The 23,613-nt window shown below is 58.4% G+C and carries 24 protein-coding genes; all 24 read right to left on the bottom strand.

Annotation, left to right across the window (positions count from 1 at the left end; translation table 11 throughout):
• Position 1 precedes the first annotated feature (1 nt).
• The 24 genes from virB11 to M1E04_RS25215 all read right to left on the bottom strand — a co-directional run bounded on the left by virB11 (position 2) and on the right by M1E04_RS25215 (position 23,460).
• Positions 2-1,042 carry a P-type DNA transfer ATPase VirB11 gene (gene virB11, locus M1E04_RS25330; RefSeq protein ID WP_456293273.1) on the bottom strand — a complete coding sequence of 347 codons (1,041 nt, stop codon included), beginning with the start codon at positions 1,040-1,042 and terminating at the stop codon, positions 2-4.
• Positions 1,043-1,051: 9 nt separating this feature from the next.
• A complete protein-coding gene (locus M1E04_RS25325) occupies positions 1,052-2,359 on the bottom strand; it encodes a TrbI/VirB10 family protein (protein WP_456293272.1) in 1,308 nt (435 codons plus the stop codon).
• Positions 2,346-3,149 carry a TrbG/VirB9 family P-type conjugative transfer protein gene (locus tag M1E04_RS25320; RefSeq protein WP_456293271.1) on the bottom strand — a complete coding sequence of 268 codons (804 nt, stop codon included), beginning with the start codon at positions 3,147-3,149 and terminating at the stop codon, positions 2,346-2,348. Before M1E04_RS25320 ends, M1E04_RS25325 begins: the two co-directional genes overlap by 14 nt.
• Positions 3,139-3,930 (bottom strand): virB8 family protein, encoded by a 792-nt coding sequence (locus M1E04_RS25315; protein WP_456293270.1) that lies wholly within the window; start codon positions 3,928-3,930, stop codon positions 3,139-3,141. The genes M1E04_RS25320 and M1E04_RS25315 overlap by 11 nt, the downstream gene beginning before the upstream one ends.
• 283 nt (positions 3,931-4,213) lie before the next feature.
• Positions 4,214-5,149: a type IV secretion system protein gene (locus M1E04_RS25310; RefSeq protein ID WP_456293269.1), complete on the bottom strand. Its 936-nt coding sequence runs from the start codon at positions 5,147-5,149 to the stop codon at positions 4,214-4,216.
• 11 nt (positions 5,150-5,160) lie between these two features.
• Positions 5,161-5,511, bottom strand: a complete 351-nt coding sequence (locus M1E04_RS25305; protein ID WP_456293268.1) for a hypothetical protein — start codon at positions 5,509-5,511, stop codon at positions 5,161-5,163.
• A gap of 31 nt (positions 5,512-5,542) precedes the next feature.
• Complete coding sequence (virB5, locus tag M1E04_RS25300) at positions 5,543-6,220, bottom strand: P-type DNA transfer protein VirB5 (RefSeq protein ID WP_456293267.1); 678 nt, start codon at positions 6,218-6,220, stop codon at positions 5,543-5,545.
• A 68-nt stretch (positions 6,221-6,288) separates the two neighbouring features.
• Positions 6,289-8,820, bottom strand: coding sequence for a VirB4 family type IV secretion system protein (locus M1E04_RS25295; protein ID WP_456293266.1), 2,532 nt, complete (start codon positions 8,818-8,820; stop codon positions 6,289-6,291).
• Positions 8,723-9,157 carry a VirB3 family type IV secretion system protein gene (locus tag M1E04_RS25290; protein ID WP_456293265.1) on the bottom strand — a complete coding sequence of 145 codons (435 nt, stop codon included), beginning with the start codon at positions 9,155-9,157 and terminating at the stop codon, positions 8,723-8,725. Before M1E04_RS25290 ends, M1E04_RS25295 begins: the two co-directional genes overlap by 98 nt.
• A gap of 24 nt (positions 9,158-9,181) precedes the next feature.
• Complete coding sequence (locus tag M1E04_RS25285; protein ID WP_456293325.1) at positions 9,182-9,490, bottom strand: conjugal transfer protein; 309 nt, start codon at positions 9,488-9,490, stop codon at positions 9,182-9,184.
• Positions 9,491-9,509: 19 nt separating this feature from the next.
• On the bottom strand, positions 9,510-10,196 hold the full coding sequence (locus tag M1E04_RS25280) for a lytic transglycosylase domain-containing protein (protein WP_456293264.1): 687 nt from the start codon (positions 10,194-10,196) through the stop codon (positions 9,510-9,512).
• 59 nt (positions 10,197-10,255) lie between these two features.
• Positions 10,256-10,717 carry a lytic transglycosylase domain-containing protein gene (locus M1E04_RS25275; RefSeq protein ID WP_456293263.1) on the bottom strand — a complete coding sequence of 154 codons (462 nt, stop codon included), beginning with the start codon at positions 10,715-10,717 and terminating at the stop codon, positions 10,256-10,258.
• Positions 10,717-12,378, bottom strand: coding sequence for a putative bifunctional diguanylate cyclase/phosphodiesterase (locus tag M1E04_RS25270; protein WP_456293262.1), 1,662 nt, complete (start codon positions 12,376-12,378; stop codon positions 10,717-10,719). The genes M1E04_RS25275 and M1E04_RS25270 overlap by 1 nt, the downstream gene beginning before the upstream one ends.
• Before the next feature lie 38 nt (positions 12,379-12,416).
• Complete coding sequence (locus M1E04_RS25265) at positions 12,417-13,649, bottom strand: hypothetical protein (RefSeq protein ID WP_456293261.1); 1,233 nt, start codon at positions 13,647-13,649, stop codon at positions 12,417-12,419.
• A 2-nt stretch (positions 13,650-13,651) separates the two neighbouring features.
• Positions 13,652-14,563 (bottom strand): ATPase, T2SS/T4P/T4SS family, encoded by a 912-nt coding sequence (locus M1E04_RS25260; protein WP_456293260.1) that lies wholly within the window; start codon positions 14,561-14,563, stop codon positions 13,652-13,654.
• Entirely contained in the window at positions 14,563-15,165 is a 603-nt protein-coding gene (locus M1E04_RS25255) for a type 4 pilus major pilin (protein WP_456293259.1), read from the bottom strand. Before M1E04_RS25255 ends, M1E04_RS25260 begins: the two co-directional genes overlap by 1 nt.
• An 86-nt stretch (positions 15,166-15,251) precedes the next feature.
• Positions 15,252-16,319, bottom strand: coding sequence for a type II secretion system F family protein (locus M1E04_RS25250; RefSeq protein ID WP_456293258.1), 1,068 nt, complete (start codon positions 16,317-16,319; stop codon positions 15,252-15,254).
• The gene (locus tag M1E04_RS25245; RefSeq protein WP_456293257.1) at positions 16,316-18,025 is read right to left on the bottom strand and encodes a GspE/PulE family protein; all 1,710 of its coding nucleotides are present in this window, start codon (positions 18,023-18,025) and stop codon (positions 16,316-16,318) included. The genes M1E04_RS25250 and M1E04_RS25245 overlap by 4 nt, the downstream gene beginning before the upstream one ends.
• Before the next feature lie 13 nt (positions 18,026-18,038).
• The gene (locus M1E04_RS25240) at positions 18,039-18,596 is read right to left on the bottom strand and encodes a hypothetical protein (RefSeq protein ID WP_456293256.1); all 558 of its coding nucleotides are present in this window, start codon (positions 18,594-18,596) and stop codon (positions 18,039-18,041) included.
• The gene (pilO2, locus tag M1E04_RS25235; protein WP_456293255.1) at positions 18,583-19,875 is read right to left on the bottom strand and encodes a type 4b pilus protein PilO2; all 1,293 of its coding nucleotides are present in this window, start codon (positions 19,873-19,875) and stop codon (positions 18,583-18,585) included. Before pilO2 ends, M1E04_RS25240 begins: the two co-directional genes overlap by 14 nt.
• Positions 19,875-21,626, bottom strand: coding sequence for a hypothetical protein (locus tag M1E04_RS25230; protein WP_456293254.1), 1,752 nt, complete (start codon positions 21,624-21,626; stop codon positions 19,875-19,877). The genes pilO2 and M1E04_RS25230 overlap by 1 nt, the downstream gene beginning before the upstream one ends.
• 18 nt (positions 21,627-21,644) lie before the next feature.
• The gene (locus M1E04_RS25225) at positions 21,645-21,998 is read right to left on the bottom strand and encodes a toxin co-regulated pilus biosynthesis Q family protein (RefSeq protein ID WP_456293253.1); all 354 of its coding nucleotides are present in this window, start codon (positions 21,996-21,998) and stop codon (positions 21,645-21,647) included.
• 685 nt (positions 21,999-22,683) lie between these two features.
• On the bottom strand, positions 22,684-22,917 hold the full coding sequence (locus M1E04_RS25220) for a hypothetical protein (protein WP_456293252.1): 234 nt from the start codon (positions 22,915-22,917) through the stop codon (positions 22,684-22,686).
• An 18-nt stretch (positions 22,918-22,935) separates the two neighbouring features.
• Positions 22,936-23,460: a transcription termination/antitermination NusG family protein gene (locus M1E04_RS25215; protein WP_456293251.1), complete on the bottom strand. Its 525-nt coding sequence runs from the start codon at positions 23,458-23,460 to the stop codon at positions 22,936-22,938.
• Between the last annotated feature and the right edge of the window lie 153 nt (positions 23,461-23,613).

Genomic DNA, 23,613 nt, shown 5'->3' with positions numbered 1-23,613 from the left:
CCTAGTGGTGCTTGGCATTGAGTAATGCCAGCTTGTGCTCGGGTTCGTAATGCACTTCCAAGATGTGCGTATTTTCCATGTACACCACCACGTCAAATGAGGAACGCACCAGGCGATCGATATAGCTGTAGTCCAGACCGATGCCGATCGGTGACTGCTTGATCAAGCCGCACACCCGCGCAAACCCCGCTTCGGCATCGTTTGCATGGGCCGTACACACAGTGCCTCGGGTACCTGTGTTGAGCATTTCGATGTAATGCCACACCTCGTCGCCGGTGATCTCGGCCAGGAACAGATGGTCCGGCTTCATACGCAGCGAACTGGCGACCAGCGCCTTGGGAGTGACGTGGGTCCCGTAAAGCAAATGCACGTGGTTGGGATGGAAAGGCATCTGGTCCTCCAGCATCTCCTGAATGGTGATCATCCGCCGCGTAACGGGAAACATATCGACCAGCGATTTGCCGTAGGTGGTTTTGCCTGAGCCTGGTCCGCCGAAAATGATGATGTTCTGCCGGTTATCAATCCCTATGCGCATAAATCGATCCCAGTCGCCCGCCCTGTGAGCGGTCTGCATGTCGCGCTGCCACTGCGTCAGTTCGGTCCTCGGCGCCGAGACGGCCTGAGCCTTGTCATAGCGGCCGCTGTTGACGTAATCCATGTGTGTGAAACGCTGTAGCGACGGTTTGCGAAAGGTCATCGACAGCGTTTTGCGCTCGCAGGCCGGGGCCATGACGATCTGGCCACGTTCAGCGCCCGGAAGCTCAACCGTGTGAATGGGTGACTGCGGCGACAGATCTCGAAAGTTCAACGCCGCCAAGCTGTTGGCCAGCCTCCAGCACAACCCGTAGTCCAGCCATGGGGCCGGCTCGTGTAGCCAGCCATCAGGGCCGTCGATCCAAAACTCGAACGGGCGGTTGATCGCCACATCTGTGGTGCCTGGACGGTTCAGACGCTCGGTCACACCGGATTGATCCAGAAAGTCCTGGGCCAGGGTGGCGTCATTGAAATCATCGTCCCGCTGCACTGAAGCACTGTTGTTCATCCTGCCCCCTTAGCGGTTCTCGTAAACGGTTGAAAAGTCGATATCGCGCGCGATGATTACGGTGATCACCGTGCCCGCCAGGACATGACCGGTGTCGGCAATGTTGATGGAGCTGTCCAGCACCTTGCTGGCCATGCTCTCGACGTTCTGCTCGGTGTTGTTCACGGTGTAGCCTGAGCCACTGGATTTTTGCGTGCTGTTCACCAGTGTCTGCATGCCGTCCTGGAAGAGCGTCAACATCACCGCACCCTGGAATTTCTGTTTCCAGTGATGATCGATCCAGGCTTCCGTACCACTGGCACCCATAGGTCCTGCCCCCAGACTGTCAATGCGTACTCGGGTACCGGACTGCGTTTCGAGCATGTTCCACACCGTGAACACACTGGTTTCGCCGGCCATGACCGAGACCGTCTGCTGGCCTGTCAATTTGTCGCCGGCCTCGGCTATCACAGTGGAGCCGTCTGCCGAATACAGCGGATCGGTCAGACGGCAATCGACAAGGCCGGGGTGGGTGGTGACGATTTCGGTGTACAGCGCGCAACGCGTGTAGGTGGCGTGGTTGACCAGGTACTTGCCAGACGGGGCCAGGTAGGCCTTCGTCGAAGCGAAGTTGGTGCCTGACAGATGGCTCAAACTCCCCTTGTTGCTGGAAGAACCGTCGCTGGAGTCTTCCAGGCCGCCGCCCTGCCCATCGGACTGCCTACGCGGCGAATCACCTGATCCAGAGGACTTGCCCGCACTACCTGCAGCGCCGTACTGCGAAACATCCTGCACGGTCGGTGTCACGACCAAAACCGCACTCATCTTGCGCATCGCCGGCGTGAAGGCTGCTTCCTTATCCGAACCCGCAGAGGCTCCATTGCCGGCACCGCCCGTGCTACCAGTGCTTGGCGTGCCTTTGCCGCCTGGGGGCTTGCTATCCCTTTCGGCGGCTAATCGGTCTCGTTCGGCCTGCGCTTTTTGGGCGGCGTCAGCCTCGGCAATCTTGCGCAGCTGTTCGGCCTGAGCTTTCTGCATCCCGTCGTCACTGCCTTTGTCGGCCACCAGGGTGGCATCAGGCTTGGCGGTGGCCTCGTCCACGTCAACCGTACCGCTCTTCATTTGGCCAATGACCAGAATCCAGGCCCCGATTACGATCACTAGGAACACCAGCACAATGGCCGCAATGCCGATGATCAGTTTCGATCTGGGCTGATTACTTCCTTTGAACTTGCCTCCCAAGTCGAACTGGCCGCGCGCCTGACTCGATTGAGCAGGGGCCGCATTAGCGTCCTGCGCGCTGTTCTCGGGAACAGGCGTTTGATCAGTGGTCTGCATGCTTGAGCTCCCGGATCTCGCCTGTGGTGGTGCCGTTGAAGTTGTAGCCGGTGCCGATCGCATTAACCGGACGGGCTTCCAGGACCAGCTTGTTCAGGCGAAAGCGGAACAGCTGACTGACCCCGTGCACGACCACGATGTTCTGCTCGTTATGGGCGTCGGCCAGCGTCTCGGTACCGTCGGGCAATACCTGATACAGCACGGGACGCGGGCCATTTGTGGCGAAGCGGAAACAGGTCAGCAGACCGTTGTCCCAGCTTTCAGAAGGCGAAATACTTTTGTCCCCTCGGCGCTGGTACACCTTGTTCTGTACGGGACCTGCGCAGGGGTTGAGTTCCCCCCGAGGCACCGCGGCTACCACTTTCTTGACTGGCTCCGGGTAGTTCCAACGCAGCAGGTAAGTGGTGTCAGCTGTGCGAGCAACCAGCTTGAGCTCCAGCAGGTAGGTACGCTTGTTTGTATTGATGATCAGGTTGGTGTTGGGCTCCTGATCGGTGACCGGCTTGATAGTCACCAGATTACCGGCCTTGTTCGCACCAATGGACCAGGCATTGGGATCGCCCATCGCCATGAGGCCCGAATCCTCGTTGACCGTTTCGGCAGCGGGAAACTGGATCAGCGAGCCGCGTCCAATCGCAGCCTGTACCCGGTACACCTGATCGGGGCTATAGGTCGCCGTTTGAACACGCCTATCAAGGGTTGAACCGTCCCCCAGGCTTTCGGCAAAGGCACTGGGTCCCCCCAGTGCGAGCAGCAGCGCGATACCGGCGGTAAAGGCGTTACTTGTCATGAGATACCCCCACTTCCTGTGTCGGTGTGAACGACTTGATTCCGAACGCTCGAGGGTTAAGCCACTGATCGCCGGCATTCTTGGTCGGATTCTTGAAGTCGTAGGTGATCGTATCGATCCAGACCGCCGGCTTGAGCTGAGGGTCTGGCACACCGTGGTTGTCCAGCACGGTCTTGGTGATACGCACCTGGGCGGTGCCCTGGCCATCCTTGCGTTCTAGGAAGTTGATGTTGTTGACCACAACACCCATCTGACGCTTATCTCCAAGCACGGCCAGGTAGCCCTTAGATGAAAGCTGGAAATTTTTGTATTCAGCGAAGGTGTCGTCGTAGGACATCAACTCAACCATGTGGTACTGGGCGCTGTTGCCGGCAAAGCTGTAGCTCTCGCGAAAGCGCACGTATGAGGCCAGCCAGAACTCATCGTCGATCTGCTCGGTCGATTTGATCTGGCTGACGGGCTTGACCACATCGGTGAAGCCGGAGTTGTTGTCCACGCGTACCAGGTAGGTTTCCACGGTCTTGAGTGGGGTCAAGCCCATGACAGCGGCAATCGACATGAAGGTCAGCACACCAAAGAACGCCGCCAAGCGTCTGGAGTTGCGTGCTTTGCGCTGCAGATCTGTGGCCACGTTGTTTTCGAACCAGCGCGCAGCATGCAGGTAGGCTTGCTCGGAAAGGCTGATCTCCTGTTGGGTTGCGGCGTCGATGCTGGTACGGGCGGCCAGTTCGCGCTCGCGCTCGACCACGTCTTTTTTTGAGCGGCGGATCTTAATCGTCATGGCTGGGCGGCCTCGTCTGTAGCGGTGGATTGCGGTACGACCCTTTTGACGGGCACTGCCCGTCCGGGGTAAGCAACCGGGACTGCGGCGGTGGGGACAGAGCGGTGTACGCCCATGTTTTCCCAATCACCGGTTGCACAGGTGGGTTGAGGCGGGGAGCTGCACCCCGCCAGGCAGGCAGCCGAAAGCAGCCCGCTTAATGCAAGTCTGAAAGTCATTGAGGATTACCTGTTGAAGCGAGGAAGAATCTTAAGCGGCAGAAGAATGGAGCCTTGAGGGGGTATTACTTGATGTTGTTGCTGCCTCTACCGCGCAGTTTTGAAATTGCAGCACCCACACCACTAGTCATGCTTCTAGCAGCACCGAACCCAGAAATGCGGCTGATAAGCCCTCCACCGGAGGGTCCTCCTCCCATGATTGAGGCAGCTTGATTTGGAAGTTCGATCACAAGTGCTGTAAATGTGCAGAACACAATCAAGATAGTGAGGTTGCCTGCCAGGCTCGTGTTCATGGTGCCATCGCTTATCATGACAGTATTGATAAATCCCATTTCAAGGGCCAGTACCACCGAAATCAGTACTTGAGCCAACATGAATCCGGCTATCGCTGAAACCCAGCCATAAAAATACTGCCTCGTTTGATCAAACAGCATAAAAGCAATAAACAATGGGCCCACAGCCATAATAATCGTCGTGGAAACTTTGAGTATAAAAAGCGTAGCTACTGCAGCCAGCAAGAATGGGACACCTCCCAAAACGTAAAAAACCACCCCTTGGATACCAAGCCAAATGTCCGCAAGACTGTTAGTTATTACATTGAATTTCATGGCGCCTATGAGTGCCTGTAAATTTTGACCATAGGTGACAATCAAGGTATCAATCTGGTTGGTTTGCGTCCCTGCCTGACCGGACAAAACCCCACCCATCCAGTTAGGAAGCCCGGTCACGAAGGGAACGATGGTTTGTACATACCAAGTCACGTTGAACGCACACGCTGCAATACAGGCCATTTTGGTAATTTCTTTCACAGCGTCTTCAAATGCGACACTCATGCCCCGGTACAGCCATTGAATGCTTCGAAGCGTGAAATGGATCAGCCACATCGTGCCAAATAGAGCGCCTAGACCCAGCATCACTTTGGCCATGCCTGTGACCAAAGTGCTTTCCAATGCGGTGTCTACAAAGCTAAACAGCGTCTTGGCGATGTTGTTTACGTCCATAGCACCTCCCGCTAACTTGATTTAGTAAATGATGTGCCATCGAAACTGATAATCCCTTTCTCTAGCCGCATGGTGGCCATACCACCAAGCATACTTAAAACCGTATCCGACTCAGCTTGAGCCTCAAATTGCTTATTAGTCGTAACAGGTTTTCCGAAACCTAGATCTTGCGTTGATGCAACGTCCACGTGAAAATTATCACCGTCCCGTGTGATCACCATCACATAAGACGGCTTGTATATCCTCTCATTGTTTTGTCCCACCCATTTCCCGACAAATCCATCACCCTTCTCCCCGCTGCACCCCGAGACGAAAAATGCTACAAGAATGAAGGCCAGCCATACTTTAGTGGTCCGAATCACAGTGAATACTCCAGATTGATTTTTGGATGGGCTAGTCATATTTCGGAATAACATTAGTTTTCCCTTTCATGTAATCGCTAAACGCTTGCGCGCGCTTAGCATCTTCCATTTTTTCTTGCTGCTGCTGGAGCATTTGCATGTTGGCCAGGCGCATTTGCTGATTATTCTGCTCGATCAACTCCTGCTGGTAACGCAATTGCAAATCCTCCTTTTGCTGCGGTGTTTCCACGGTGTTTAGTTTCGCACGTAGCATCTCGGCGTTGTTAACTCGCTCCGTGCTGGCATTGTACGTGCGTTCCAGCGCATCCGTAGCGGCCAGCATCTGATCGAAACGCGCCTGCACGCTGGCATTGCTCGAAACCAGGCCATAGCGGCTGCGAAGGCCGGCGATGTCCTGCACGGAACTGTAGACCTGCGACCATTCGCCCATCGGTAGGATCTTGTTCATGGCCGGGTTGCTTAAGAAGCTGCCCAGCTTGTCGTTACCGGTGACGATGCTCTTGTAGTTGTTGTACTGCGCCTCTGCCTTGGAAATGGCGTCCTTGGCTGTGTTCAGCGCATCCAGGGCCTGTTGAGCCTGAGCTATGGCCTGCGCCTTGAGTTCAGTCAGGGTGAGGATATCCGCTGTTGGGACACCGCCGGCGTACGCCGGGCAGGTAGCCCCAACAATGATTGCACTAAGAGCAATCGCTATCAGTTTCTTTTTCATCACTTGATCTCCGGATCCGCGTCGATACCCGAACCGTTTCAGGCATCTGGTTGTTTATCGTCAGGCTGTCAGCGATCGAGCTTGTGGGCCTTTTCAAACGCCGGCATCCAGACCTGGGCATCGCGCGTCTGCAGATCTGCACGAATGCGTCTGGCTTCGTGATAGGCAGGCAGCCACACATCGGGGTCTTCGGTGTTCAGCCGCAGGCGTACCGCTTCAGCGACCAGGAACTCATCGACCCAGATCGCCGGGTCAGTCGTACCCAGTTCCTGGCGTACACGCTCGGCGACGGGCAGGTTCTTGTTCGTGGCCGACAGCAGCGGTAGCCAGTATTTGAGCTGATCGGTCAGTTCATATTTGAGCTTGACCGCCTGGTGGCCTTGCACCACCACCATCTCGCGACTGAGCTTGCCCATGTCAGCGATGGCCTCGAACACCTTGCCGTGCACTCCAAACTTGCCGTAGTTCTCGCGACTGGCCTTGTCGTTGGGCAACCAGATGGCCGTGATCATCTGCTGGATGACGGCAGGCGCGTATTTGGTGTCCAGGGCGTCCTCCGGCGACTGCGTGTCCATGATCATGATCTCGCCGCGCATCCGGCCGCTTTTGAGAATTTCATGGATCGCATCGGCGGTTCGTTCGAAAGACAGCGGTGCCCAGTACTCGGCGATGAAGTTCAACAGCAGGCTGCCAGGTCGCTCCTGGTGCATGCTGCGCTTGAGGTAGAACAGGATGGTCAACAGTGCCTCGACCACCTCTGGATGACGGTTGGAGTACTCCTTCTTGATGATCTGCGTGCAATCAAACGCCAGGCGGCGGTAGGCCGCAGGGTCGAACTGGTGAACAGGTGAATCCAGCACCCAGGCGTACTGCCCTTCCCGGCCATCCACCGAGCGGCACCATTTGGTCAGGCGGCTGCGCAGGCTGTTAGCCCCTTTGTCAGTCAGGTTCTGCACGAGCAGCGACATGCCACGATTACGCACGTTGGTATGGCGCATCACCGCATCTATCGAATCCTGAATGCCCTTATCCTCTTCCTCGTCGCGATCCTGGTTGCTAGTGCCCCGACCCGCACAGCATCGCACCAGGTCAAACAGCACTTGGCGCAGTTCCGGACTGTCCGGTAGCTGGAAGGGGTTCATGCCCGTGAAACGACCAGGCTGCATGGTGAAGTACTGAGTACCGAGTGCCATCAGGATGTGTTTGAGCGATTCGTTGTAATCGATCGAAAACACCATCGGGTCGAACCGGCTGAAAAACGTCAGGAGCGTGGCCGCGACGGTGGTCTTGCCTGCACCGGACTGCCCAGTTAAAGACATATGACCGGGCAACATCTCCCCGAGGTTGTTCTGGCCCGGTGGACTGTCATGCGGGTTGAGCACGTACAACGCCTTGTTGGGCGTGAGCATTGGCACCAAGCCGCTGCCATCCCCGACAGGATTGCCTTGCGCCTTGCCGGTCGGGGTCGCATGCAGCGAAAAGCTGCAGGCCAGGTTCTCCGTTGACTTAATCATCGGGTACATGGCTTCGGTCACACCGGGGTACTGCGTGCACCAGGTGTCGATGTTGCTCATGGTCGAACGCACAAACGTGGCGTCATGAACCGAGAACACCGATTCCATCTTGGCGCCGTTCTCGATTGCTGCATCCGGGGTTTCACCGTAGACGATCAGCGAGGCGTGATATCGCCCAAAGGCTTTTTCACCCATGGTGATGTCCTGGATCGCTTTCTGCAGCTCCTTGGTCTGGGGCGAGTCATCCTCGACAGCGCCCAGGTCGGCAATGTGCTTCTGGAAATCACCTTTAGCTTTGTTGCGGTCCTCAAACATGAACGTCTGCACCAGGGTAAAGGCGAACTGCTGCTCAATCGCCTCATCCCACATGCCTGGGTAAGATCCGCCGCCTGGGTAGTCGCGTAGATCGTAGGTGGTCGCGAAGCGCTGCCCCCCTACATTGGGCCGATTTTCGATGAAGTCGTACTGATTGAAGCTGGTCACGCTGTCGACCATGGCGTCGCCCAGACGCGTGTCACTGACCAGTACATCCTTGGCGTGGCCATTGAGCAGCAAGCCGAAATAGCGGCCGGTCTGGGAGTACAGCGCGCCGTGCTCGTTTTCTTCCAGGCCCATGAAGGCCGGGTCATATTTTTCCAGCATTGTCTGCGAAATGGTCAGCAGCTCGCCCATGCGCCGGATACCTTCATCCAGGTCGCGGTACTTGAGGATCAAGGCAATGCTGTAGCCGACTTCAAGATAAGTGCCATCACGAAACGGCGCCGTGTAGGCATCGACGAATTCCTGCAGCACCGGCAGCGGCAAGTCGTACCGGGTGTTGAGCTCGATGCGAGTCTTGGTGACGAAAGTCTGCACCATCAGGTTCTTGCCCTCCTTCTTGCCCAGCGCTACGAAGTAGCGGTTGAGCTGATGGAAGAGCTTGATCAGTTCGTCATCGTCGCGGGTTTCGTGGGAAATCCCTTTGAGTCGGATCAGGCTGACCAGACGGTTACCGGGCAGCGTCACCATGTGCTCGTGCACGGGGTACTTCATCACCGGCACCTTCACTTCGGGCGGCAATACATGTTTGTGAAAAGCGCTCGCCATAGAATTGGCTCCAACGAGGGTTAAAGGAGGTCAGCAACAGCGGCTTGCCGTAGGTGAAGTTCAGCTTGAGCCGCCGCAGGACGAAGCGAACACGCCGCAGGTACTGGGCATCGATCAGACAGAGGAAGCGCAGCGCGACCAGCGCCGAGAGGAACAGGCCCGCGATCGCGAGCCCCCAAACCCACGACAGCAGCGCTGTGGCCGCAATGCCGAAGATCAAGGCCCCCATCAACAGCCCCACCAGCGGCATGATCGGAATGCTCCAGTACATCGCCGGGCGGCTCATGCCGCTGTAGCTGGGAAAGATCAGTTGCTTGAGTGCATCGTTAGCGGCCATCACGCCTCCAGGGAAATTGAAGGGTCAGGCAGGGGTACCAGTGCCGAAGAGTTGCCAGGCAGCGGCGCCGAGGACCATCGTGCCCCCGACCACAACCAGCACACCGACCTGCTGCAGGTAATCCATGAAGGTGTGGGACCGATCGCCCGTGCTTCGCGCGATCATCCACTGAATGCCTGACCACATCAGGCAGGCTAGCCCCAGTGTGCCGCCCAGGGCATAGAGCCCAAGACGGATGTTGGTGCCCCAGCTTTGCAGTGTTGATAGCCAGTCAGCCATGGCAAGGGCGGGCATGCAGCACAACACCGTCAAGGCGATGCGTTGAATCTGCATGCGTTGAAACTGCAGTTGTTTATTGGTCATCGAGTTTTTCCTCTACAGCGGGTTTGACATGAGGTTTGGGCGCTGCAGGTGCAGCGGGTTGAACAGGGGGGGCTGGACGCGGGTACTGGCGCAGCACATCCCAGGTTTCGTAGATCGGTGGAACCGCTGCCGGCGGCGGCGATGTCGGTTTGCCGGGGTCCGTCTCACCGCCTTTCACCAGGGCGGGTACCTGAGCGGAGGTGGTGTCGGCATTGGCCAGCACCCGCTGCACGTGGCTGGTATTGCCGAACTGGGGCTCGGGCACGAAGCCGCGCTTTTGATTGCCGGAGTAGTAACAGGAGATTGCTTTGCGCAACGCAGACTGCTGATCCGGATCTGTCTTCAGGGCTGTTGAATAACAGTCCTGGAGCACTGCGGCCGTCATGCGCAGGTTGGTGCAGGGGTCGAACACTTGTTCCGACTTGCCGACATCAAAATGCTGCCGGTTGATCTGGCCCAGGCCGATGCTGAAGTTGGCCCCCTCTTTCACCAGCGCTTTAACGATCGTCACGGCTTCATCCAGACTTTGCGGTTGACGCGGCAACAGCTTGCCGACCACTGCAATGGCATAGGGATTGAAGGAAGATTCGGTTTTGACGATCGGGGACAGCGTGGCGGGGTCTATCGAGGGAGCGCATTGCAGGGCCAGGGCCAAGAAGGCGCTGGTGGTGAGCATGTTGGAAAACTCCTTGTTATTGATTCATGGGGATCTTGTTGACGGCCAGGTTCAAAAGGCTATCGGTCAGTTGGGCGCTGCGCCTGGTTCAGTACCAGTCGCACATACCCATTCTTGAAACCTGAGTGAAAGTTGCCGGTGTTATAGGCCGATATCGCAGCCTGCAGAGCGCTCTGCGGATCGACGAACTGCTCAGACGCCTTGACGTAGTTGCGCGTCAGCACAACGCCGCCGGCATAGACGTTCGAGCAAGGATCAAAGACCTGCTCAACCGTCAGGCCCAGGTTCACCATGGTTCGGCTGTTGATCTGCATCAGGCCCATGTCGATGTTGGCCCCGGCCGCGAGCAAGCGCCGCGCCTCGGTGACCGCTGCCTGGTAGCTGTCAGGCTTCTTGAAGCGATGGTTGCCGTTTACGCCCAGTGCCCAGGGGTTGCCTGCGGACTCCTGCGTCATGATCGCCATCATGGTGTTGCTCGAAACAAAGGGTGCGCACATCAGAACCAGCGTGAGCAGGTCCATCACTGCGATCCTTGAGCCAGAGCGAAACGGCCCTGCGACGGATCCTGGTTGCGGCAGAAGTCTGCGAAATCATCGGCACTCACGGCCTGCGACAGCAGAAAGCCCTGCCAGGAGTCGCAGCCCAGTCTGTGCAAGCTGGCCAGCTGCTCGTCCGTCTCCACACCTTCGGCCAGGGTGGTCAGGTTGAACTCACGGGCGATGCTCATGATGGTCCGCACAATGCGTTCGTCCACGCCGCTGGTAGCGGAGCCGATGAACGAGCGATCGATCTTCAGCGTGTCCACCGGGAAGCTTTTCAGGTAGGTCAGTGAAGACCAGCCGGTACCGAAGTCATCCAGCGCGACACGCACGCCCAGCGCACGTAACGAGTGCAAGATCCGCGCTGCCTTGTCGGTGTCCGACACCAGGAAACTTTCGGTCAGCTCAAGCTCCAGCAACTCGGCTGGAAAGCCAGAATGAGCCAGCACCTGGCTGACACGCTCAGGCAATGTTTCCACGAACTGCCGGCCGGATAAGTTGACCGCCACCCGCAGGTTGAGGCCCATGGCTTTCCATCGCTGGCCCTGCTCGACTGCTTCACGCAGCACCCAATCGCCGATCGGCGTGATTAGATTGGTTTCTTCTGCAACCTGGATGAACTGAGACGGTGGTATCAAGCCAAGCGTCGGGTGATACCAGCGAATCAACGCCTCGGCCCCAACGATACGATTGGTGCGCGAGCAAAACTGCGGCTGATAGTGCAAGACGAAATGCCCGTCACGCAGCGCGACTTTCAGATCCGATTCCACGCGGGCCCGCGTCTGGGCGCGCTCGTTCATTTGCTCGTTGTAAAAGCGCAGCGTGTTGCGGCCCTCACCCTTGCTGCTGTACATCGCCAGATCTGCGTTGTGCAGCAGGGCATCAACGGTGGCCCCATCTCCTGGCCAGGCAGCGATGCCAATGCTGACGCTTACCTGGTAGAAACCGGTACCCACTTTGATTGGCAGTGAACAGGCGACAAGGATCCGCTCGGCCACCACGGTGATGTCGTCAGGAGTGGGCAGGTTGCACAGCAGCATGACGAACTCGTCGCCGCCCAAGCGTGCCACCGTGTCGCTGTCGCGCACGCTGGTGCTCAAGCGCCGCGCTACTTCAACCAGCACCGTATCCCCTGCGGCATGACCGTATGTGTCGTTGATATTCTTGAACCGGTCCAGGTCCACGAACAGCACGCCCAGGTAGCTGTGCTGCATGCGTGATGACAGGTGGATAGCTTGTTCCATCCTGTCGCGCAGCAACTGGCGGTTCGGCAATTTCGTCAGAGGGTCAAACAAGGCCAAAGTATTAACCACTCCGGGCAAATGGTCCTCGACAGGCTGAATCTCAAAGGTCGTGCCCGCACGTACGGTGGAGCGCTTAACCCGTGCCCGGACCGGCTCCAGCGCCGAAGCTACTTGCGTGGCATCGAAGACAAACTCACCGGTCTCGTCGTCACTCTGCATGAAGGCTGCAAAAGCCTTGCGTTGTGGCTCGTCGATCAGCAGCCGTGCAAAGTCTGTCTGGTCCAGGTCAAAAGTGGAGAACAGCTGTGTTGCCGCTCTGTTGGCATAACTGATGCGGTCTTGATCGGCACTGACAAACAGGATCGCTGAAGGCAGCGTCGATAAAATCTCGCTGTGCATGGGAAAACCTCGACGATGGAATGGTGAAGCGGAGGGCTTTAGCGTGAGCAGGCAACATTAACGATTGTGTTGGGATCGGAATTGTAGGGACGCGATATGTTGTAGCCAGAGCCATACTCGTTCAGGATTCCGAATCGATAGCCATAGGTGATGTCGCAATACCGCTTGCCGCAAGTCATCTGGTAGGCAAGCGTGTCGTAGTTCGGTGGATTGGGATCACCGCCAGTCGTACAAGCCCGGTTCACGGCGGCGACCGTGGTTTCAACGAAGTTGTAAGTCCTGAGCTGTCCCCAGGTGAGTAGATTCCCGGCGCCGGGCTGGCAAGTCAGCATCACACCGGTGGTTGTAAGGCCCACGGTATTTGCCTCACACCGCTGACCTTCCACCGCGCGGCCGCTAATTTGCAGGTACTCGCCAGTCTTCAACCGGCCCGTAGATGACACTGTTTTGCCCGTGATGGCCCCGGACGCTGTCATGTCTACCGCATCGATGTCATTGGCATTGATGATGTCGTGCTTGGTACCGGACGCGTCTTGCATATTCAGTGTGCCGGTCATGGGCAGGCTGCCGTCGCGACGCAAAAACTCGAAAAACCCCTGACTGTCGTAGCCATTGCTCATCGACACCAGACCTGCCACGCCGCCACTGTTGGTCCCGGTTACCGTGCCGCCGTTGCCGACAAACACACTGGGGTCACCGCCCATCGAGCTGGGAATCGAGACGCCGGCATTGCCAGGGCTCGCCGCCGTGGCCGCGATCGTGGCCCGGCGTACATCCACCGCGTTGCCGTTGGGGATCAGTAACGGCGCCGAGGTCGTCACCTGAAACAGCAGGCTGCAGGTTGGAATCGTGCAGCCGCTCTGCGTGTTGATCCGCATGGCGACGTTGAGCTGGATGGTCTGGCCGTTATAGACCATCGGGTTTATAGCCGTGGCCGGCAGAAAGCCGAGACCGCTCAAATCCGTCAGCGTCGGAGCCAGCAATCGTTGTGGCGCTACCGAGTAGCCATTGCGGGTGACGCTTTCCCCGCGCTGGATCTGGGTGAAGAACGTGGTGGCATAGGTTTTGGTGGCATCGCTAACATTGGCCATCCGCTCCCCGATCAGCTTGGCTTTGTCGTCCCGCTTTTGATCCATGCTTGCCTGGGCATAGCGATCGCCGGCATAGGCGGTAATCAGGACAAGCACCCCGACCACCAGGGCCAGTTGTGGCAACAGAAAGCCCCGCTGCCGTTGCCTGGGTGGCAAGCGCACCGTGGGTAATCGCTTCATGGTTATTGATCCTGTAAGTGCTTGAGGCGCACGCGCTCGACCTCGGGGCCAAGGGCTGCGTATTCGCCTCGGGAGATATGTGCAGTGATCTTGTGTTCACGCGGCAAGGCCTGCACACAGAGCTTGCCGCTGTCGTCGAAACGCTGGTGAATGGCTAGCTGCAGGCTGGAAGCCAGCAACTCATTGGCATTGGCTTCACCCGCCGCTCGGGCCATCGCCGCCAGGCGCTCAAGCCCGGCATGAATGGATTTGGCGTGCACGGTGGCCAGCACCAGATGACCGTCGCCGGCCAGTCGAAACAACTGCGCGGCCATCTGGGCGGTCAGCACTTCGCCAAAGCCCAGCATCGATGCGTCCTTGGCCGGAAAGCAGCGCAGTGCAGCATGGATACCGCTGTCGTAACCGCCCAGTTCGGCGACGTCGATCTGCTCGCAATAGCCGGCACCGTGCGGCCCTTCCAGCGGATCCTCGGGCGGATCCTCCAGCGTCAGCGCGTAACCGCCCAGCAAGCGCAAGCGTGCAGCGATCGTGGCACCCCAGGTAACGGTTTTACCGGCGCCGGTGAGTCCAAAGATCACCACCAAACCGCCGGTGTCGCGCATTCTGGAGCCCAGCAACAACGCCTTGACCCACTGCGGTAAACCCAGCAAGTCCAGATCAGGGCACAGATCACGCAAGTGGCGCAGCGCATAGCGCCCTGCGCGCATCCGTTGAACCCGCCAGCGGCTGTCATCCGGCATCACGATTTTCTTGCGATCCGGATGCTGCTCGATGCCCGCGATCAGCTGCTCAATCAAGGCCTGATGCTCTGCCCCGGCCTGCTGCTGGCCGGGAAAGATAATTGCACTGCCTTGTTTGTCCGTGGACAGGTGGACGTCAGTGAGCAGCGGCATGGCAGGTGTTTCAGCAGCCATCAGGCGCGACCGAAGGTGAAGACGACGGTATTGGCGTTACTGGCGTTGCACTGGGTGCCTGCTGCGGTCAGGTCCAGATCTGTGGTACCGGTCTTAACGGCCGTGCCATTGACGCTGACCGTCAGGTACTGGTCGCTGGTCATCGCGGTAGCGATCTTGATGCATTCACGGCTAGGGATAGCGGTCAGCGTGCCTTGCGCCTGAGTCCCATTGGAAGCCGGCGCAAAGGTCAGCTGGCCCCACTGGGTCAGCAGATTGCCGGTCGGCACACCGGCGGTGACCTCGGTCAGGCCACTGCCCATCCAGCGATTTTGGGCGACCTGGGCCGTGGTAAGGCCGGTGTAGGACGTGCGGTTCTGGTAGGCCGTCTGGATGGCGGGAATGGCGCTATTGAATGCATCAATGATCTTGTTAGATCGCACGGTTGCAAGAATATTGGGCAGGACCAGCAATGCCAGGGTCGCAATCAGACCGATGATCAGCGTCACGATGCCCAGCTCAACCAGCGTGTAACCGCGTTGTTTATGTCCCGGCAGTTTGCGGGCCGCCGGGCGAGCGTGCAGGGCTGGGACGCTCACAGTGTTTTCTTGAGTCTTTTGCATTTTAGTTTCCTTGGGGTACGACAAAGAGCCGGCCAGGGCCGGTGTGATGTTGCGAGGGGGTTAACGAAGCTTCGAGGGGGTCAGATCTAGCGAACGTTCTGAATGTAGGTTTCCACGGCCTGGTTGAATTCGAAGTTGGCCAGCACGATGAAACCAATCACGCCGCCGACAAACAGCATGGCCAGAAGGCCGCTGACCACCGCCTGACGTTCAGCCCGCTGCACCTGCTTGTCTGCCTGATCAAAGGCCAAAGTCAGAAGGGCGTTGGTGAAGTCACGGCGTTCGGCATAGTCCTCGATGCGGTCCATCATGTGCAGGGGAAACAAACCGGTACTGGTCAGTGCCCGCGCCGGCTCGTCCGGGGCTCTTTTCAGGCGGGCCAGCATGTCTCGCAGATGCTCGTTCATCCATGCCCCGGAGAAGTAGCGCATGCGCTCCAGGGCTTCCTTGGGACCGTGGTTGTTCGATTGCAGCAGGATGGCCAACGACACTAGCAAGTTGTTAGCCTGGCGTTCGCGGTAGCCGCGCCAGGGCAGCAAAGGCACCCGATCGATGACCCGGCGCACTCTGCCGCGCCAGTGGCTGCGACTCCAGGCAATCAACCAGCCCAACGCAATCACCGCAACGCCCAGAAGAATGCCTCCATCCACCAACCCCTGAGAGAGGGTGTAGAGCAGCTGGCTCAACGCCGGCCATTTATCCAGCGGCAATATCTCCAGGTTCTGCGGTGCAATGACCAGCGCATACGCCAGGAAGAAGCCCAGCAGCGTGACCACCGCTGCAATGGGCGACACCAGAGAGGTGAAAAAGGCACTGGAGATTTTGGCCGACAGGCGCAGGGATTTCGCCAGGTAGTCCATGGCGTCCTCCAGTCGCCCGTCTTCCTCTGCAGCGACCAGCACCATCACCTCATAATCCGGCACCGTATGCTGCAGCGCGTTCGCAAACGACTGACGTTTCATCTTTCGCAACCAGTGCTCATACAAAGGAGCCCAGCCGGTATGCCGTTTGCGCGCCCGTGCAGCCATCTTTTTCAACCGCTCTGGGCCGCCCATGTCATCGCGCAAGGCCGAGGCAAAGTCCTCGTAGAACTCTCGCCGCGAATCGCCCGAGAAGTTGAACAGCCAGCGCGACCACTTGAACGCCAGGTTCATACTGACACCTCGGCCAGCTCGTAGCTTTCCAGCGATTCGAATTCTCGCTCCAGATCTCGAACATCAATCCAGCCCTGCGAGACCTTGTAGAGCGCGTGCTCATAGGCCGTCTTGCCGGTCATGTCCGGGTCATCAAAGCGGGTGTCGCCGCGACTCTGCCGCCAGTAGGTTTCGGCCTGATCATCCTTACCATCGGCGATCATCTGCCGGATGACCTTATCGGGCGCGATGATTTCAGCGACAACGGTGGAACCTGCAATGCCACGTCCTTTGCAGTGCGCGCAGTCGCCTTGAACCGAACAGCGTGCGGTTGCGGGGTTCAGGCCGAACTTCTCCTGCAGCAGCTGCAGCTTGGCTTCGGGCAACACGCCTGCAGCAGGCACCTTGCAGTGTTCACACAACACCGGAAGCAGCCGCTGAAAGGCCAGGGCTGACAGGAACTGCCGGTCAGCCAGCACGTGCCGGTCCAGACCCAACCGGTGCAGACGCAAGATCGCACCGAAACCTGATGATGTGTGCAACGTGGTGTAGAGCTTGTGGCCGGTCATCACGAAGTCCGCCACGATCGACGCCGTGGACGCATCACGAGTCTCACCGACCATGACTTCGTCGGGGTCACCGCGAAGGATGTCGCGCAAAGTGCCATTGAGCGCCTGGATGCTATCGACCGCTTCCTCGTGATCATCGCGTTGCACGGAAATCTGCGACACCCCAAAGATCTTGTACTCCACCGGATCCTCGACGGAGTAGCGCTTGCGTTCCATGCGGTTGGGATCGGCTTCCATACAGACTTTCAGCGCTGTGGATTTACCGGACCCGGTAGGACCGAGAAAACCGATCAACCCGATGGTGCGCGACACACACTTTGTCAGCAGCTTGATCTGGGACAGTTCATACCCCAAGTCGGCAAAAGTCTTGCTGACCTGGTTATGCGTTTCGACGGGCAGAACGCGCATGATCACGTCCCAACCATCCACCATCCGGATGTACTTGTAGCGCAGCTTGTACAGCGTGCCGTTGACCCTTGTCGTCACCATGCAGCTCAGCGATTTCTTCTCCATCGAAAAGGTGTTATGGCTTAGCGTTTTGGGGTCGGACAGCTCGGTGTACAGGTAGCCGGCCATCTGGCTGCAGGTTTCCGCGCTGTACTGCTGGTAGGGAAACAGACGGCTGTGCACGCGAAACAGCGCCTTGCCTGTTTTGTCCCGGCAGCACAGGTGAATATCCGTGGCCTGGTCCTCAATCGACGCGTGAATCAGCTCTTCCACAATCGAGTGGGCATCGCTGGCCTTGTTGTCAGCCAGGGCGCCGTTGATGGCATGGTTCACCGCAGCAATTAATGAGACATCGGCCAGGCGCTCTTGAGCCAGGGCATAACCGGCCGTGATTAGCCGGCTGCGCAGATCCAGATGCAGACGCTGGCCCAGGGCTTGTTCCGACACCAGCAATAGCGCTTCACGGTTACCCAGATCGAGCACGGCCACCAGAGAAAGGTCATTACCTGTCACCCCATGCACCTGACTTATTGTGGAACGATGGGGCGGAAGCTCTTCACGCTGACGCAACCGAGGATTCTTGCGGATAGCAGCGACCAGCCGGGCCTGCAGCTGTGCGGCGTCCTCCAGGGCTGGAGCGTTTTTATCGCGACGGCTTCCGAAAAATTTCAGGCCGCCTTGCTTGGTGTCTTTCGTATCTTTTGACGACATGGCGACTCCAGGATCAGCGCATCAGCGGCGCGGTGATGGAAGGGGTGATCGGCGCGATCGGGGCACCTGAGATAGCAGGAGGGTCAATGGCCGAGGTCATCGGCTGGCTGCCCTGCCCGCCCATCCAGTCCAGCAGGATGGTTTTGCGCTGCACGACCTTGCGCCCGTCCGTGCGCACCAACTGGATCTGGTACTGCTGGATGCTGTCGAGCTTCCAGCCATCGACTTTGGAGATATAGGGCTCCTGCATCGACACCGGCACACGCCGGCCCTTGTAGCTGATCTCGGCCACCTCCTTACCGGCCAGCCCCCAGATGGCCTCCACCGTCGGCTCCCCATCCTTTACCTCCTGTTTGGAGCCCGGCAGCGGGTTGGCAGCAGCAGAACTCATCGCAGAGCCACTGTTCTTGTTTTGCTGGATTCGCATGTCAATTTCCGATCCCATCAGTTGGGCCTGTTTGCTCAGCAGCCAACCAAACGTGTCGGTGCCGTTATCAAGCAGCGGGCCATCATCGGCCAAGGCTGCCAGCGGCAGAAACAACAGTAGCAACGCGATCTTATGGGTTGGCATATACGGTCCCTTTCAATTCAAAGGTCAGTGGGTCATCGAGTTTGAACGTCACGCTGGACACCCCACTGGTCGCAGGCAATCGCGACGCTAGGTTCTCCAACAGCACCGCAGATCCTGATGCGCTGAACGCACCGATCATGGGTATCCAGCTTTCTTCCGGAACGGCGACGGCCGCATTCCCGGCCACCCGCGCCCAGGCCGAAGGCAGGGTCAACGTGACGCCAAGCACTTTGGAGACCTGAGCTAGGTTGCCCAGCTTCTGGTTGATGGCATTGCGAGGCGGCAATGCTTCAACCGTGCGTGCAGGACTGGACGGCAGCTCAACGGGCAGCGGCTGAGTGACCTTCTGTGTGTCGCTGTCAAAAATCGGCGCGGGCCAGCTCTTGGGTTTAGCCGCCAGATAGCCGGCCCAGGTGGCGAAAGCCTGCGCCTGATAGGTCAGCGTGCAGGACGCTGCGGCGCATTCGAGACCGGTCAATCGCCAGCCTTCCAGCAGGCGTTTCAGATCCCGCGTGGTCTCCAGATAGGCCGGCACAGAGAGTCGTGCCGGCACCGTTGCGTTGATGGCAGCGTTAACCGCGTTGGCCAGCTCCAGCTTGCGTTGCGCCATGGCTTTCTCACGGAGCACAGCCGCATCCCGGCGCTGCGCTTCAATAACTGCGACCTCATAAAAGTAGTAAGCCATCCCCGCCGTCATCACCGCTGTAAGGATCACAATGGGGATAATGGGAAGCGAGGTGTGCCGGCTGAACGCCGCTTTCGTGAAATCGCGCTTGTGCAGCGAGTGACCGAGAATCTGCAGGGATAAGTGCCGCACATCCAGCGAGTGAGGCAAGGCTTGAAGCAGCGCCTGCTGATCGGTGTAGATCGGCAGATCCGATGGGTTAGAGAAGCGATTGAGCACGTCCCTGACCTGCGCCATCACCTCGCTGCCCGGCCCTACCCGATCCGTCCGCGGGATCGGCACACCGTTCTGCGCGGCGAATAGCCAGAGGCGGTCCTCGCCAATATCGATCAGCGTCAGGTACTGGTCTTCGCTGATTGCGGCACGCAGCAGTGCAGCTGCCGCAACCGGTCGCTTTTTGCTCTCGGCGCGTGACACCAGGGCCACAGCGCTTTCGATCTGCCCTTTTGCGTGCCAAACAAACTCCCATGCGGCATCGGCGCCTCGGCCCAGCTGCTTGATTTCATCGCGAGTGCCGTCAAGCCCAGGCAGCGTTAACCAGTCCAGCCCCATCAGCGCGGTGCCAAACCCCGGAACCTGCAATTGGGTCAGCATCAGTTCACCCCTTCCACGACCTGTGGGGTCAGCAGGATCAGCACGGCGCGCTGCGTGGACGAGCTGGCCACACCGCCGCCCAACAGCGGCGTCAGCTGCCCGTCAAACGACTTGTCGGTTCCCTGCTGCTGGATGTTCTGCACGCCGGCCAGCACCGCCGTCTCCCCTTTCACGATGGAGGTGTAGATCTGGTACTGGTTGGCCGTGGACTGCGGGTATTGCAGCGTGACGCCGTTGTTGACGAAGGTGTTCGTCGCACCGCGCATCGAAGCATCCATCGAGAACTGCACGATGACCGAGCCATTGGGCTGGATCGAGGAACGCATGTTCAGGAAGGTGCCCGTGGTCAGCTGGCCCGGCTCAACGCCTGGCACCACAGTGGTGTTGTTGTTGCCCGTGCCGTTGGAGGACGCGGAGCTGGAACGCGCCGGGTAGATGAAGTTTTCCGTACTGGCGACCGACAACGGCCGGTTGTTCATCATCGGGTAGGTTTCATCCTTGCGGACATTCACCTTGCCGACGGTGGCCAGCGCCTGCAAAAAGGCAGATGTGCTCGAGTTGTCGCCGTTGCGGATGACACCGATCTGCCCGAAGCCGGTAGAGGCACCGGGAAGGCCTGCCGGGGAGAATAGGTTGACGTTCCAACGCGACGTGGCGTCGTTGATCAGCCAGGCCCAGTTCACGCCCAGGTCATTGTTGGTGGTGGCCGTCAGATCAACGATCTGCATGCGCATGCGCACCTGACGACTGACCGAGCGGTTTTCGGCGTTGATCAGCTCCTCGACCTGTTCCTGAACCTCGCGGGTGTCGGTGACCGTCACCACGCCTGAATCAGAAACAGAAAACTTGCCGATATTGTTAGGCGTCAGCGCACCCTGAATCGCAACCTTGAGGTTCTTTACCACGTCAATGTCGGCCGTCATTTTCGCCGAGACATCTGAATTGGAAGAGACTTTACCGGCCTCCTTAGCCACGGAATCCCCACCGCTATCACTGCCGCCCGTGGTCGAAGTTTTGGCGATCGTACTGTTGAGACTATTAACGTCGGTGATCGTGGCGATCTGGTAGGTGCGGGTCACCAGACGCGAAATCTGGATGATGCCGTCCTTGAAATCCCAGCCTACGCCGTATTCGGCGGTCTTCTGATCGAGCAGTTCGCTCAGGCTGGCACCGGCTGGGCTCGCCTGGTCAATGAAGAAAGAACGGGAAGCGGAATCGCCCTGGGGCACTGCCGTGTAGCCACCACCGCCCATGCCCGTCATGGACGCCAGACTCGGTACCGACTGCCCAAGCGCGCCGCTAAGGGGAACGCTCATGGCCACCGGCGTCGCGGTTTGCATGGCCGAACCGCCGGCTGAGCCCATGCGCTGCGCGGTGAACACCTGGATCGGCACCAAGGCATCAGGGCTGACCCGCACCGACAGGTTGGTGATCTTGCTGATCCGATCAGCAAACACGTTGAGCGTGGGCTTGTCCGGAAACGAGAAACGGATCGGCTGGCTGAACACTGCCGGCAGCTCGGCGTCGCGTGACACCTTGACCGTCTTGCCGCCCAGCCACATACCGTCGAATTCACGCACCGCCGCGCTGCGCAACAGATCTTCCTGGCGCAGCCGGGCCAGGCTGTCCTGCACTTTCTGGTTGCCTTCCACCGAGGCGCCGCGAATGCCGTCGCGCTCGGTCATCGCGCCGCACCCGGACAATGCCAAAGCAACGGCCACGGCAAGGCTTCGTTTCAAGTACGAAGTCATAGGGTTAACTCCAGGTGATTATTGAGCGCGGCGACCGGACTCGGTGACGCGAAGAACTTTGTTGCCGGCATAGAGCATGCCGGTCAGGTTGACGTCAGCGGCGGACAGCGACTGGAACAGGCGTTTGACAGCAGAGCGGAAATCGCCCTCAAACGTGGCAGTGACGTTGATCGGCACATCGACCGAGGCGTCCCAGACCAGCTGCCAGCCAGCCTTGGCGGCCCACTTGCCCAGGGCGCGGCGCAGCGTAACGTCGGAGGTATTCAGCATCCACTGCTCGGGAATGGGCTTAGGCGGTGGAGTGACCTTGGCAACCACAACGGGCGGCACGACGGCAGTGGGAAAAACCTTCGCCGGCACGACCGTTGGCACTGCCTTTACCTGAGAAGCAGATGGGAGAGGAGAAGAGACCTGGGCATTCGCGAGAACTGCAGGCTTCAACGCATCGGCTACTACCTTTGCCGCAGGGCTGGGCGCGCTGTGCGGCTGTACGACCTCGACGATCTTCGGTGCAGGCGCCGGGGCTGGCTGCACCACGACGGGCACTGCCGCAGGTTTCGGAGCTGCTGAAACAGGCAGATCGACCACCGGTTTAATGACAGGAGCATCAGCCCCTTTCACTGGTCCGGTAGCCGGTACAGCTGCGAGCCTCTGAGGAGGCTGAGGAAGAACTGCGGCAGCCTTTGCAGGAGCGTACTGACGCGAGGGTGTCACAGGAGCCTGGCTGAACTCTTCCCACTCGCCAGTGGGTACAGACAGCATCGGCGCAGTGCTGCACCCTGAAATCAAGGCAGCACAAAAAACCGCACTGGTGGTGAGCGTGGCATTCATAAAATTACCTGTAGCGAATGGTGCAGGGTCTAGGAGAAACCTAGCTTTGGGGGCGGGGTACGTGGCTGACTGGCAACTCGACATATACATTAGAGTGCCTTTGGTACAGCAGCAAACTGCTGGCGAAGCCGTGTAGGGCAAGCACAGATAGGAAGCGAAGCAAGGAGCCACAAGGATGCGACGGCGGGATTAGTAGGTGTCAATGCTTCGCACGCGGGTCAGTCCATTAAGCGGGTTTTTCCTCCATTTGAGCTTTTTGCGCAGCAATGAGGGTTTGCATCCAATTTGCTCTAGCCGTTTCACTGTAGTGATCAACCAAATGCTGAACGAACTGCGACGGTGTGACTTGGATACGCGTGTCGTTGCTCACATCGATTGCAAATTCCAGGATCTTGCCGTAGCGATCGTGGCCAACGTAAACGTTATGCGCTGTAGGGGGTTTGATTTCAGGAGTGTCCATGGAGCACCGATTGGGTCGTTAGAAAGAAATGCGCAGCTTTGCGCTTTTGGACGCGGCATTAGCATGGTTGGTAGAGATCTTAGCTAGATCGATGTGCTGCATGAGCGCAAGGAACCCAGCTTTACGGCCGTTTACAGAGGCATCGGAAACAATGAAGTTCATCGCTTGATCGGCCGAATCCAGGCCGATTTTGGCTGGCCCTTTTTTGAGCAGATCGTCCTCAAATTCCTTCAAGATTCTCTTAAACCTGGCGATTTCGGTGTCCGGCAAGACTGCTGGAGGGCGATTCCCAAACTTTACGAAACCGTAAGCCCCATTGAAGGCTGTGATCTGTGTGGTGTGAATTTCCTCAGGGTCGAAATTCAGCATGAGGTAGCCAGGCAACAGAATCACTTCGTATCGCTGACTCGATGGGCGATTTTTTCGCGGCGTCAGAGTGGTTCTCACCGGTGAGTACACCTCAACGCCAAGGCTACTGATTCGCTCAACCAGCGACCGGTGATAGTTACTGTCGTGGATCAACACATACCAGTTATTGGTCATCGAGGTATTTCTCCGAGTTACAGGCGCGCTTTCGAAGCCCCATGTCCGCTAAAAGCAGGGGGATTCACACGCAAGCGAGGGGCCTGATTGAGCCTTCAAACGTAAGGGACCCAAATAGGTAGAGAAATCATACGAAGAAAAGGATGGAATTTC

Source organism: Pseudomonas sp. AK106, assembly GCF_053903055.1.
This window is presented reverse-complemented; position numbering and strand designations above follow the sequence as displayed.